Here is a 14,174-nt window from a genome sequence, read left to right as displayed (position 1 = left end):
GCTGTTCCCTGAATCCTTACCCCTAAATAAAAAATAAATGCAAAAAATGTCATCCAGCAGTCCCCTTTTAAAACAACTATCCCAATCACAAGCTATTGATCGCAATCCGCTGATAGTTACTCCCCAGACGCGGGTAACGGACGTTATTAATTCGCTCAATGAACTTCAGAGGAGTTATGCCTTAGTCGTCAAAGGAAAACGGTTAGTGGGTATTTTCACGGAACGGGATTTTGTCCGCATCGCTGCCCAGCAGATACCCCTGGAAAACTTAAGGATTCAAGCCGTGATGACTCCTGATCCGGTTACCGTTTCCGTTGACCAAGATCAAGGCGTTTTTTCGATTATTTCCCTGCTACGCCAGCATCATATTCGTCATTTGCCTGTAATCAATCAACAGAGCAAAATTATTGGAGTAATTACGCCTAAAACCATTCGAGAGGTTGTTCAACCGACTGACTTATTGAAGTTCAAACAAGTGGGGGATGTAATGACTTCTCAGGTGATTCAGAATGAAGCCACAGCGTCATTACTCGAAATTACTCAGCAAATAGTTACCCATCATAAAAGCTGCATCGTGATTACTGAAACTCAAAACGAAGCGGATATTGTTCCCGTAGGAATTATTACAGAACGGGATATTATTCAGTTTAAAAATAGGGGGATTGATTTCGCTAAGACTCCGGCGAAAGCAGTGATGAGTAATCCCCTAATCCCGATTAAAATTAGTGATTCAATGATGCTGGCAAATGAAATAATGAAATGCCACAAAATTCGCCGTTTAGTGGTTGTAGATGAAGCCGGAAGACTAGCCGGAATCATCACCCAAAGTACGATCATAGAAGCGCTAAACCCCCTAGAACTGTATGCTACGATTGAACTTCTGCGTAAACAAGTGGATGAGCGAACCCAGGAGTTAAGTCAACTCAATGAGCAATTGCAGCAAAAACTCTGCCAATATGGCAAGTTAGAAGCACAACTGCAACAAGCCAAAGACGAAGCCACCGCCGCTAACCAAGTTAAACGTGCCTTTTTAGCCAATTTAAACCATGAATTTAGAACACCACTCCACGCGATTCTCGGTTTTTCTCAACTGATGCACCGTTCAAAATCCCTCTCCCCCGAAGATCAGAAAAATTTAGGGATCATCTCTAGTGCTGGTAAGCATTTGCTCGAACTGCTGGAAAACTTGTTGGAATTAACCAAAATTCAGTCCACTCATATTCCGTACAATGAAGTTAATTTTGAGCTGTCTGAGGTGCTACCGAAGGTGCCTGCCTCCCCGGTAACCATTATCTTGACGCCAAAGGATCTGGCTGATTTACCCAGGGATTGGCAAACCTCGTTCCATCAAGCCACAATTGAAGGAGATTTTGATGTGATGCTGAGCCTGATCGAGGAAATTCGCGATCGCGATGAGTTCTTAGCCAATTCTCTCTCTACTTTAGCTCATGAATTTCAGTTTGAACGGCTATTAGCTTTGACCAAATCAACTACTGATGAACACGATGACTCTGGAGTCAATTCCTTTGTACAAAGGGACAATACTAGCGATTGATGATACCCCGGATAATTTGCACCTGTTAACCGAGATGTTAACTAAGCAAGGGTACAAAATCAGGATTATACCCAATGGTAAACTGGCGCTGAGATCTATTGCGAACAGTCCCCCCGATTTAATTTTACTGGATATTGTCATGCCGGACATGGATGGCTATCAAGTTTGTCAACAGTTGAAAGCCTCTGTGATCACCCAAAACATTCCGGTAATTTTTTTAAGTGGTTTGAATGAAACCTTTGATAAGGTGAAAGCCTTTGAAGTCGGTGGCGTCGATTACATTACTAAACCGTTTCAAGTGCAAGAAGTATTAGCCAGGGTTGAGAATCAATTACGCCTACAACGGTTACAACAGCAGCTAGCCCAACAAAATATCCAACTGCAACAAGAAATTCAGGAACGCCACCATGCAGAAATTGCTCTGAGTGAGAGTGAAAAAAAATATCGCCATCTGGTTGAAGCGTCACAAGACTTAATTTGGTCGGTTGATCGGTATGGGTTTTACACCTTTGTTAATCCGATTGTACAACACCTTTATGGGTATTCTCCAGAGGAAATGCTGGGACGTTCGTTTACCGATTTCCTGTCACCGGAACGCCTGGAACCGGATGTTAATCTTTTTAAGTGTTTACTTCAGGGACAGTCTGTGTTCCAATATGAAACCACCCATCTAACCAAAGCCGGGGAACCGATTCAATTATTGCTCAACGCGATCGCAGTGGTTGATGACCAAGGTCAAGTTGTCGGTGTAACGGGTACAGCCAGTGACATCACAGAACGTCAAAAAGCACAAGAAGCATTACGCTTAAGCGAAATCCGGTATCGAGAACTGGTAGAATTTCAGAAACAAGTCCTCGTCTGTCGCTGGAAACCGGATACCACCCTCACCTTTGTCAACCAGTCTTACTGTCGTTTTTTTGGCAAGTCTTCAGCTGAACTGATTGGCACAAAATATTTAGAATTACTGCCTGATTATATTCAAGACCAGATCAGGGATTTTGTCAAATCCCTAGTCAACCATGAATGTCCAGAAACCTCCGAACATATCATGATCTCTCATCAGGGTAAACTCCATTGGTTTAAGTGGACTGATCAACCGATTCTGGATGAACAAGGACATATTTTAGAAATTCAATCCTTTGGCATTGATATTACCACGCGCAAACAGGCGGAAGAAAAACTGCGCCTCTCGGAAGAAAATCTAGCTCAAGCTCAACGAATTGCCCACATTGGCAACTGGGAATTTGATGTTCTCACCAGTCAAATTATCTGGTCAGCCGAACTGTTTCGCATTTTTGGTCTGGAACCAAATCAAACAGAACCAACCTATCAACAACTCCTTGACTTTATTCATCCCGATGATCGTTCTCAATTTGAAGAAATCGTCAAGCAAGCCATTGAGCAAGGACTCTGCTACGAATTAGAGTTTCAGATTTTACCGATAAATCGGACGACAGTTCGGCATCTTGAGGTGAGAATTGAACCCATTTTTGATCAGCAGTATCGGATAATTAAACTCTTCGGAACGGCTTTAGATATCACCCAGCGCCAAAAAGCTGAAACCGCTTTGCGACAATCTGAAGCACGAGAACGAGAAAGAGCGCATCAACTCCAACGCACTCTCGAAGAATTAAAACGCACCCAATCCCAGCTTGTGCAAACGGCAAAAATGTCGAGTCTGGGGCAAATGATCGCGGGAATTGCTCACGAAATTAATAATCCAGTTTCTTTTATTTTTGGCAATATTACTATTGGTCGTCAATACTTTAACGATTTGATTCAGTTAATTAATCGCTATCAAGAAACTTATCCCAATCCCCCGGAAACCCTTGAAGAGATAGCAGAAGCCATTGACTTACAGTTTGTCAGAGAAGATTGGCATAAACTGCTCAATTCTATCCAAGAGGGGGCGGAGCGGATTCATCAGATTATTCTTTCCCTGAGAAACTTTTCTCGACTCGATGAAGCTGAACTGAAGTCGGTGGATATTCATCAAGGGATAGAAAGCACGCTGTTCATTTTACAGCATCGACTCAAAAAGCCCGGAAATCGACAGGAAATTCAGGTGATTAAAGAGTATGGTCAACTGCCCCAAGTAACCTGTTATGCGAATCAATTGAATCAGGTGTTTATGAATATACTGGCTAATGCTATCGACGCCATAGACAGTCACTCGTCACCGGGGGTGATTAGGATCAGCACCGAAGTAGCTGGTGCTAACCGAAAACGACCCCCGAAAAACGGAAGCCAGCAGACCGATATTGTGAAGATCTGCATTACTGACAACGGAATTGGCATCTCTGAGGAGGTGCAACCGCAAATTTTTGATCCGTTTTTTACGACAAAACCTGTAGGCAGTGGTACGGGTTTGGGCTTATCCATTAGCTACCAAATTATCGTTGAGAAACACCAGGGGCAACTCAGTTGTTTGTCTACTCCAGGGAAAGGAACAACATTCATGATCGAGATTCCGCTTAAACCGCGATCGCAACAGCCAAGAGAAATCTGCTTAAATGAAATGGATCTTGCGAAGTAAATTAGCTAGGGTTTGGGGTGTTCAGGTATCTATCTGTAGGTTGAAGAATTTATTGCATCTAATGATCTAAGCTAATAGAAGCTTAAACCAATAATTAAGCCGTCTGTTCAGGATTCAACCCCCTTTTAATTAAAAATCAGGATGAGTAGAGACGCGCCATGGCGCGTCTCTACAAAGGTTCGTTTGTCCTAATTGATGTGTCTACTGCTATAATTCGCTGATTGAATTAGTGGTCTAGAAATTGTTGACAATTTGGGATAATTATGCGTTTCAAAAATAGAAAAGAAGCAGGTCAAAGACTCGCCAGCGACCTCAAAGAGTATGCCAACCGCCCCGATGTGATTGTCCTGGCATTACCCCGTGGTGGTGTACCTGTGGCTTATGAAGTAGCGAGAGGACTTGATGCCCCTTTAGATGTTTGGTTGGTTCGCAAACTGGGTGTACCAGGTCAAGAAGAACTGGCAATGGGCGCGATCGCGAGTGGTGGAACCCGTATCTTAAACCAGGACGTCGTGCGATCGCTGCGGGTATCGGAGCAAGCGATTGAGCAAGTGGCGGCGAAAGAGCAAAAAGAATTAGAACGGCGGGAAAAGGCTTACCGAGGGGATCGTCCTCCCCTAGAATTGCGCGATCGCACTGTACTTTTGGTGGATGACGGTTTAGCCACAGGGGCATCGATGCACGCCGCTGCCGTTGCCTTGCGACAGCATGACCCGAAAAAAATCATTGCTGCTGTCCCCGTTGCTGCGCCAGAAACCTGCCAGGATGTTCAAGTCGAGGTAGACGAAATTATCTGCAGTGAAACACCCCAACCGTTCTACGCAGTAGGTCTATGGTACGACAACTTTGACCAAACCACTGACCAAGAAGTGCGTGACTTAATGGAGCGCTCAGCCAGTCAACAAATAGCTGGTTCAACTCGATGATTAGGAGGACTTAGATTATGCCTACCAAAACTCAACTTACTGATGCTGTGCGTCAAGCCGCACATCCTATTTCCGGGACATCATCAGACTATGAGGCACTACTCGATCAGATTGGTGATGCTCGTTTTGTCCTCATCGGCGAAGCATCCCACGGCACCCACGAATTTTATCAACAACGAGCCCAAATCACCAAACGGCTGATCCAAGAAAAGGGATTCACCGCCGTCGCTGTTGAAGCCGATTGGCCCGATGCTTATCGGATTAATCGCTATGTTCGAGGTGTTAGTGATGATTCAGATGGTATCGACGCCTTAGCAGATTTCCAACGCTTCCCCACTTGGATGTGGCGCAACACAGATGTGTTAAATTTTGTCGGTTGGCTGCGAGAGTATAATGATGCCTTACCGAAGGATGCCACAAAAGCAGGCTTTTATGGGCTAGATCTGTACAGCTTATATACTTCAATTGAAGCCGTTCTCAAGTATTTAGATACAGTTGATCCAGAAGCCTCCGCCCATGCGCGTTACCGTTACTCCTGTTTCGATCACTTTGGCGAAGATACCCAAAGCTATGGGTACGCCACCAGTTTTGGTAGGGGTGAACCCTGTGAAAATGAGGTGGTTGATCAACTGGTGGAATTACAACGCCGTGCGGCGGATTATGCACAACGAGATGGGCGTATTCCAGAGGATGAGTTCTTCTATGCCGAACAGAATGCCCGGTTGATTAAGAACGCCGAACAATACTATCGTTCCATGTTTCGGGGTCGGATTTCTTCGTGGAATTTACGCGATCGCCACATGGCGGAAACCCTGAACCAATTAGTGACTCACTTTGAGCAACAGGGTCAACCCACGAAGGTTGTGGTTTGGGAACATAACTCCCACCTCGGCGACGCCAGAGCCACCGATATGGGCGCGGCTGGGGAACTTAATGTCGGTCAATTGGTACGTCAGCAATATGAGGGCGATGCCTTCTTAATTGGCTTTAGTACCTACACCGGAACCGTTACCGCCGCATCCAATTGGGGTGCATCGGCACAACGCAAGCAAGTGCGTCGGGCATTACCGGAAAGTTATGAAGCCTTGTTTTATCAGACCGGACAGCCGCGTTTTTGGCTAAACTTAAAGGAGCAAAACCCCGCCGTGCAAGGGTTACATCAGCCTCGTTTAGAACGTGCGATCGGCGTGATTTATCTGCCCGAAACTGAGCGCATCAGCCATTATTTCCAGGCGCGATTACCGGAACAGTTTGATGCGATGATCCATTTTGACGAGACTCGCGCCGTCGAACCCTTAGAACGCACCCCTGAATGGGATCGAGGTGAAGTACCTGAAACCTTCCCTATGGGCGTGTGATTTTAGCCCGGATGGGTAAGTCTTCCCGATTAAAAAGGGCACGATGATATCGTGCCCCTACCTAATCAATTATCCCTGGATTATCGTAGGGGCTCTTTCATTGCCATGCCCTGTTAATATCGTGCGCCCACAGGTTGACGTGTCTGGCGAATGGAAAAGGATACGATAATATTCTGTCTTCCCGATTGAAAAGGGCACAATGATATCCTGTCTTCCCGATTAAAAAGGGCACGATGGTATCGTGCCCCTACAAGAATAATGTGTCTGGCAAATATAAACGGATATGATGATATCTTATCCCTACCTAATCAATTATCCCTGGATTATCGTAGGGGCTCTTTCATTGCCATGCCCTGTTAATATCGTGCTGTATCTTGTTAGGATAAAAACAATTAACAATTCGCGATCGCCCTCGATCCATGTCATACAACCCTGACAAACACCACCGCCGTTCTATTCGTCTCAAAGGGTACGATTACACTCAACCTGGGGCTTATTATATTACGATCTGTACCAAAGCGCGGCAATGTTTATTTGGTGATGTGGTGAAGGGGAAAATGCGATTGAATTCCTTGGGATATATCGCCTTTAATTACTGGCAAGCTATTCCTGATCATTTTACTCATATTCAATTAGATGTCTTTGTGGTTATGCCGAATCATTTACATGGTATTTTAGTGATTTGTGACACCCCAATTCCAGCACAACCGGGCGATAATCAGACAACTGAAACATTTAGCAAACCAGTGCGCGGTTCGATTCCTACGGTGATTCGTACCTATAAAGCGGCTGTCACCAAACAAATTAATCTCCTCGGCAATACAACACATACATCCTTAATCTGGCAACGTAATTTTTACGAACACATCAACCGAGATGAAAAATCGTTAGAGACTATCCGACGCTATATTAAAGAAAATCCTGGGCGTTGGGCAGAAGATCCAGAAAACCCCCAGCATTATCCCAAAAATCAGAATATTCTAATTGATCTTCCCTTTTAAGGGACACGGCAATTTTAACAGGCACGGCATTGCCGTATCCCTACATTTAACCGCCCAATTTCTTGATAAAGGTTAATGGCACTGAAACTTTGCGGTTTTAGATCGCCGAAACCCTTGATATACCGTAGGGTGGGCACTGCCCACCACCATGCCAGTCAGTACCATTCGTGCAGTCGGCGCTAAAGCGCAACGACAAACCTGATTTTGAGGTAAGGTTAGAAATCAGATGGCAATGGGAGAGCAATAGGCAAAGGACGTTCTGATGAAGCTCATAAACTCGGTGACTTTGACATTCCTATCGTTAAGCGCAGTTGTCTTTTCGACAATCCTATTGTCTGTTGGCGTTATCCAGCCTCAAGCCATCGCCCAAGATGCGTTACTATCTCAAGTGCTTTCCGATACCGAGGAACAAGAGTTGGAACGGTTGCGACAGCAGCGGCGTATCCAAGAACAAGTACAGGCGGAGGCAAATCGCGCCTTTAGTCGCACCACCACCTTGTTTAATGTCCTCCTAGCCGTCTTAGCGCTGCTGTTAATTGCGGCGATTGTTGGCTTATTCCTGTTGCGACGGGCGGTAATTCGCGAGGTGGCGGATTTGGTGAGAGCGCATCTGAATGAATTAACCAACTTGGAAGGGAAAATTAACCAGGCGAATCAACAGGTACAAGCGATTCTGGAACGTACCGAAGATTTAGCTAATGATTTAAATAGAGAAGCCGATGACTTTTACGAAGATATTAGCATGAAGCAAAAAGAGTCATCCCAGCTTCTGAGTGAACTATCGGAATCTCAACAACAAGCACTGCGGGATTTAAACACCCATATTAAAGACGCCCAAAAAGCTCTGGCTCAAACCGATGAAGAGTTTTCCCACCATTTATCCCAACTGCGTTCTCACGTTGAATCGGAACAAACCAATACACTGGAGAACCTGAAACAATTAACCGCCCAGTTTACGCCGGAACTGGCGAAACTGCAACAGGATACCCACGCCGAAAAAGATCGGGTTGTGGAAAACCTGAAAAACTCAGAAACGGCGTTTAGCAATCAACTGGCGGAACTCTTTAACCACGCCCAAAGCCAACGGGATGGAATTCTCCAGAGTTTAGAACAACTCAGTGCCGAATTTGCCCCGGAACTCTCCAAACTGCAACAGGCGGCTCAAGGGGAAAAAGCGGCGATTATCCAGCGCTTACAAAAAACAGAAACGGAGTTTGGCAAGCAATTAACTCAACTGCAAAACGAGGCACAAAAACAACGGGATAGGATTCTCCAGAACTTAGAAAAACTCCAGAAGGAGTTTACACCCCAGCTTGACCAAGTGAAAGGGTCACTAAACGAACAAAAAGCGACAATTTTACAGAACTTGCAACAGGCGGAAACGGAGTTTAAACAGCAATTAACCCAACTGCAAACCACCACGAAAAAAGAACGGGAGAGTATTCTAGAGAATTTGCAACGCCTCGCCTCAGAGTTCTCACCCCAATTGACAGAGATTAAAACGGAAGCGGAACAAAAGGCGCAACAGCAGCAAGGGAAAGCCTTTGCAGATGTGGAACGCTTACGCCAAGAAGTTACGCGCCACCTGGAACAATCCCAATCGCAAATTCAAGGAGAGATTGATCAAACCTTGGGGAATTTGAAAAAATTGGAGCAGGAGGTAACCCGTCAGCTTTCAACCACTCAATCGGGAGTACAAGAAAACCGCGCTCAAACCCTGCAAAGTTTGAGTCAAATCCAAAGCGAGTTTACTAATCAATTTTCTCAATTCCAGTCGGCGATTCAAGAGCGAAAAGATCAGGCGTTCCAAAGCCTGGAAAAATTGGAGTCTATGTTAGGCGATGAGTTAACCGATATTCAAAGCGATGCTCAACGGCAAAAACAGGAAATATTGCAAAAATTAGCAGAGATTACGCCCACGGAAATTGCCGAATCTGCCTTATCTGATGTACTGCAACAAATCCAACCCCTGACGGAACAACTGGAACGATTGAATGAGAATCATCCTGAGTTTTTCTTGAATGTCAAGGACTATATTAATCAAGGGAATAATTTATTTGCTCAAGGTGACTATGAAGAGGCGATCGCACGGTATGATCAAGCCCTAGAACTACAACCCGATAACGCGAATCTATGGCATCAGCGCGGTGTCGCCTTATGGGAATTAAAACGCTACCAAGACGCGATCGCATCCTTGGATCGGGGATTGGAACTCGCCCCAGAAGCCACCGATACCTTGTATTATAGAGGGTTAGCTTTACGGGAATTACAGCGCTTTGAAGGGGCGTTAGTGACGTTCAATAAGGTGATTCAAATCCAGCCTGATGATTACAAAGCATGGCTAAATCGGGGAATGATGCTAGGGAGATTGAAACGCCGGGAGGATGCGATCGCATCCTTTGAGCAGGCGTTGGAAATCAAACCCGATTACCATGAAGCTTGGGTAAATCGGGGAGTGGTACTCGGCGCACTGCAACAACACCAAGAGGCGTTTAATTCCTTTGATCAAGCGGTACAAGTGCAACCGGATGATGGCGTGGCTTGGTTTAATCGCGGCTTAGCTTTGGCGGTATTGGAACGGTATGAGGAGGCGGTAACGTCTTTTGAAAAGGCGATTGAACTCAAACCAGATTCCCATAAAGCTTGGACATACAAAGGGAATATGTTACTCAAGTTAAAACGCAATCAAGAAGCGTTAGAAAGTTATGATCAGGCATTAGCCATTCAACCCGATTATGCCCCAGCTTTTTATCAGAAAGCTATCGGCTATGCTCAACAACATCAGGTTCACTTCAGTATCGATAACCTAGAAAAAGCCATCGCCCTCAATCCCGCGTATCGTGAGGAAGCCAGAACAGATTTAGACTTGGACGCGATCGCAGAGGATGATCGCTTCTGGAGGTTGATTGAACAATGAAACGTATAACTGTAGGAGCGGGTTTAACCACAATTGTAGGGGCGGGTTTAGGAACTAGCGGTAGCTTCTTACCAATCACTGCTCAACAAAACCCGCCCTGATTTATCAATCTAACAAATGACCAATGACGAATGACTAATGACAAAACTATGACACCCGAACAAAAAAAAGAAATCACCGAATTACGCGATCGCAACTTAACCCCGAAACAAATTGCTCGCAAACTAGGATTACGGGCGACTGAAGTCACCGCCTACATCAAAGAACAGGCGGAAGAAACCAAACTTGCCCGTGTTGCATCAGGAGAATTAGATCCAGTTTTTGAATGCTTCGTCAACGCCAGTTGTGCTGAGTATTATCTTCATGACAATACTGAACCCGTCCAAGAAACCGAAGACAATATCGACCGAGGTTTAGCCTTAGTCTGTATTACCCGCAAACCCAAATATGACCGATTCACCGTTTGTACTTACCTGTTAGACGTATGGTGTCTCGGTGTCAAAGATACCATGGGTCCGCGTCAACTGAATTCAGTTGAATATAAACAGATGTTAGACTATGCCTATCGCGGCTTTCCCGAAGGACATCAAAAAATCACCCTAGAACAAGCCCAATCCCTAGTTTATAGTGCAGTAGACTATGCCGAACAATTAGGATTTCAACCCCATCGAGATTTTAAGCGATCGCGACAGCATTTAGGTAAGTGGAGTGGTCAACCCAAAATTCAATTGGGTCGCAATGGCAAACCCTTTTATATTAGCGGTCCCTACGATAATTCAGAAATGATTATCAACATCTTGAACAAAAATGTCGGTGAGGGTAACTATGATTACATGACCAAGTTATTTGATGATTCTGATAACTCTGAGTCATTGACTGAATCATTGTTACCTAAATCTTTGTTAAAGGAGCTTTTATAAAATACAGAATCGATAGACGTTGTATTAAACCCTAAAACGTGAATCACTACTTTGCCACAGTAGCCCGTGGATTAGAACCCATTGCGGCGCAAGAACTTGAACGCCTGGGGGCGCAGGAAGTGCATCCAGATTTTGCGGGCGTACATTTTCAGGGCGATACATCATTAATGTATCGAGTGAATCTGTGGGCGAGAACAATTTTCCGGGTACTCGTCGTTATCGCCGAATTTCCTTGTGCAAATGCTAAACAACTTTACCAGGGGGTACAAAGCATTCCTTGGGCGCAATACCTGAAACCGCAGCAAACCTTAGCCGTGAATGCGACAGGAAAGAATAACCAGCTTAACCATAGCCACTTTACCGCCCTGCAGGTGAAAAACGCAATCGTCGATCAACAGCGTAGCCAGTTTAGTAAAAGGTCTAGTATAAACATAGAAAAGCCTGACCTTTTCGTCAATGTTCACATTCATCAAACCCGTTGTATTCTCAGTTTAGATAGTTCAGGAACTAGTCTACATCGACGCGGATATAGACCCGCCATGGGACTTGCTCCCCTGAAAGAAACCTTAGCCGCCGCACTCTTAGAATTAGCAGAATGGCATCCGAATTTGCCTTTATTAGACCCAATGTGTGGTTCTGGAACGCTACCCCTAGAAGCCAGCTTAATCAGCTTAAATATTGCCCCTGGCTTATTTCGAGAACAGTTTGGATTTGAGCGGTGGTTAGATTTTAATCCCACCCTTTGGCAACAACTCCTCAAAGAGGCAAAAGCCTGTCAGCACCAGGAATTAGCTGCACCGATTACGGGGTGCGATCGCGACGAGGATATCCTTAACCAAGCCCGGAGTAATGCCCAACACTGTAGCATTCTAAACCACATCACCTTTATCCAACAAGACCTTTCCCAGCTAGAACCCCCAGCCGATAGCGGGATAATTATCTGCAATCCTCCCTATGGAGAACGTTTAGGGAATCCTCAAGAACTGGGAGATTTATATAAATTACTAGGGGATATCTTTAAACAACGCTTTAAAGGATGGACAGCATTTATTTTAACAGGAAATAAGCAGTTGGCAAAGCGCGTAGGACTAAAACCATCCCGTAGAATTCCCGTATATAACGGTTCTATTCCTTGCACCTTTTTAAAATATGAACTGTATTAATACTAAGTTCCATTAACCCGCCTTAGGTTAAAACCCAAGGAACCAAAAGCTAAAGTCGTCTAAAGACGACTAACCTAGTATTTCCAACAATTTCAAAACACTTACAACCCCTCTGCGAACCTCTGCGCGAACCTCTGCGTCTCTCTGCGTTAAAAAAAATATCATTCCGATGCTGAAATTTAACCCAAACCATTCAACTCTAAACCCTGCGCTAATTGCTGCACAATAAACAACCCTGCTTGAGAATTACCCGTCTCATCTAACGCCGGAGAATAACAAGCGATCGCACCCTGAGAGGGTACGATAGAAACCATCGCCCCACTTACCCCTGACTTGGTTGGCAATCCTACCTCTACCGCAAAGCGACTGGAGGCTTGATACAATCCACAGGTGATCAGAATGTCGTTGACGATATGGCGGTGTTGAGGTGATATCATGCTCGTATCCTGCGCCAGCAGCATCCCCAGTTGAGCTAAATCCCTCACCGTTCCCGATAAACAACAGACGTGATTGTAGGTATCCAGGGCGATTTCTGGGTGATCCAGATAACCAGAGGCGGCTAATAAATTCGCGATCGCGTGGTTCCGTTCATTGGGGAGAGAACGCACCGATTGTAACATAGCCTCATCTAAAAATAACCCAGACTGCGATCGCTGATTCAGCCACTGGCGCAGGGTTTCACAACGAGACGCTGCATCCTTACCCAGTAAACGCCCAGCGAGTGCGATCGCACCACTATTAATCATTGGGTTGCGTGGCTTTCCCCCATCAGCTTGCAGTTGGGCTAAGGAATTGAATGGCTGATCAGACGATTCCATCCCCACCTGAGAAAATACTGCCTCTATCCCCAATTGTTCCAGCAAAAATAGCAGTACAAACGGCTTAATCACACTCATCAACGGAAAAGAACGACGGATATCACCCGCCGCCACCCCCTTACCCTGAATCCTCTGTACCTGCACCGCCACCCAACTTGGATTTGCCTGTGCCAGATACGGGATATAGGTGGGTAGTTGTCCCCCTTGACATTGTACTTTTGCCTGAACGATTAAGGGATTGAGTTGATCCTGAGTCAGTGCGGATAGTCTCAGTAAAGATTGATGACGATGCGGATTATTCCAGTCACTGATAGGGTGAGACATCTTATTTTTTTCAGTCATGCTATCCCCAATTCAACTTAGATTGATCAAGATTTTTCCTTTTTTCCAGGTGAGTGACTCATATAGCAAAAGGCATAAGGCATAAGGCAGATGAGTTCTTGCTGATACCTACTGTTGTCGGCTCTCAATCTGTACCTTTATGGCGATAGTTATAATACCAAAATATCCTTATTGATAGATGTTCTAACTCCTAGGTTTGACCGATAATGATTAACTCAATAGGCAAATATAATAGGAGTTCAACAGAATATGGGTTGGTTAAAACGACTATTTGGCATGGATAAGCCAAAAGAAGCAAAGGTAAATCCTCCAACACAACAGCAGCCTACATCTGTAGCCAGTCGCCCCAAAACCGCTCAAGCTCCAGCAACGACTAAACTTTCCACCACTCCTCCAGAACGTCTTGGTTTAAATGGAGAATATGACCAAAGTGGTTTAGCGAAGCGGGTAGCTTTAGCCTTTGATGAAGACCCTGATCTAGATGACATCAATACTCTTTATCTTAGCGTCCGGAGAAGACCCTCGCTTTTAGCGATGGGATGAATCCGGACAATCTTGGCTTTGAACGTAGACTTTTAGCTGTTCAATGGTAACACCGCCACAACTAGCGACAAAATAAGCGCCTGTCCATAAAACAC

General features: G+C 45.1%; 9 protein-coding genes and 2 pseudogenes. 9 read left to right on the top strand and 2 right to left on the bottom strand.

Annotated elements, in window-relative coordinates; genetic code table 11:
- Positions 1 to 46: 46 nt before the first annotated feature.
- The 8 genes from RIM23_RS20605 to RIM23_RS20570 all read left to right on the top strand — a co-directional run bounded on the left by RIM23_RS20605 (position 47) and on the right by RIM23_RS20570 (position 12,376).
- A complete protein-coding gene (locus RIM23_RS20605; RefSeq protein ID WP_446368962.1) occupies positions 47 to 1,555 on the top strand; it encodes a CBS domain-containing protein in 1,509 nt (502 codons plus the stop codon).
- A complete protein-coding gene (locus RIM23_RS20600; RefSeq protein ID WP_446368961.1) occupies positions 1,506 to 4,091 on the top strand; it encodes a PAS domain S-box protein in 2,586 nt (861 codons plus the stop codon). Before RIM23_RS20605 ends, RIM23_RS20600 begins: the two co-directional genes overlap by 50 nt.
- A 263-nt stretch (positions 4,092 to 4,354) precedes the next feature.
- On the top strand, positions 4,355 to 5,017 hold the full coding sequence (locus RIM23_RS20595) for a phosphoribosyltransferase (protein WP_446368960.1): 663 nt from the start codon (positions 4,355 to 4,357) through the stop codon (positions 5,015 to 5,017).
- A gap of 17 nt (positions 5,018 to 5,034) precedes the next feature.
- Entirely contained in the window at positions 5,035 to 6,375 is a 1,341-nt protein-coding gene (locus tag RIM23_RS20590) for an erythromycin esterase family protein (protein ID WP_446368959.1), read from the top strand.
- A 419-nt stretch (positions 6,376 to 6,794) separates the two neighbouring features.
- A complete protein-coding gene (locus RIM23_RS20585; RefSeq protein ID WP_446368958.1) occupies positions 6,795 to 7,376 on the top strand; it encodes a transposase in 582 nt (193 codons plus the stop codon).
- A 262-nt stretch (positions 7,377 to 7,638) separates the two neighbouring features.
- The gene (locus tag RIM23_RS20580) at positions 7,639 to 10,293 is read left to right on the top strand and encodes a tetratricopeptide repeat protein (protein WP_446368957.1); all 2,655 of its coding nucleotides are present in this window, start codon (positions 7,639 to 7,641) and stop codon (positions 10,291 to 10,293) included.
- Between the two features lie 131 nt (positions 10,294 to 10,424).
- Positions 10,425 to 11,213: a DNA-binding response regulator gene (locus RIM23_RS20575; RefSeq protein ID WP_446368956.1), complete on the top strand. Its 789-nt coding sequence runs from the start codon at positions 10,425 to 10,427 to the stop codon at positions 11,211 to 11,213.
- Positions 11,214 to 11,251: 38 nt separating this feature from the next.
- A complete protein-coding gene (locus tag RIM23_RS20570) occupies positions 11,252 to 12,376 on the top strand; it encodes a THUMP domain-containing class I SAM-dependent RNA methyltransferase (RefSeq protein WP_446368955.1) in 1,125 nt (374 codons plus the stop codon).
- A gap of 179 nt (positions 12,377 to 12,555) precedes the next feature.
- Here RIM23_RS20570 and RIM23_RS20565 read toward each other — a convergent pair whose 3' ends face one another.
- On the bottom strand, positions 12,556 to 13,518 hold the full coding sequence (locus tag RIM23_RS20565) for a glutaminase (protein ID WP_446368954.1): 963 nt from the start codon (positions 13,516 to 13,518) through the stop codon (positions 12,556 to 12,558).
- A gap of 267 nt (positions 13,519 to 13,785) precedes the next feature.
- On the opposite strand from RIM23_RS20565, the pseudogene RIM23_RS20560 reads away from it, so the two are divergent.
- Positions 13,786 to 14,043: pseudogene (locus RIM23_RS20560) on the top strand (phospholipid-binding protein); the annotation flags it as partial.
- Positions 14,044 to 14,064: 21 nt separating this feature from the next.
- Here RIM23_RS20560 and RIM23_RS20555 read toward each other — a convergent pair.
- A pseudogene (locus RIM23_RS20555) lies at positions 14,065 to 14,174 on the bottom strand (IS200/IS605 family transposase); the annotation flags it as partial.

It is taken from the genome of Coleofasciculus sp. G3-WIS-01, from assembly GCF_040223135.1.
Taxonomy (GTDB): domain Bacteria; phylum Cyanobacteriota; class Cyanobacteriia; order Cyanobacteriales; family Coleofasciculaceae; genus Coleofasciculus.
The sequence above is the reverse complement of the archived record's forward strand: the minus strand, read 5'-3'. Positions and strand labels throughout refer to the sequence as shown.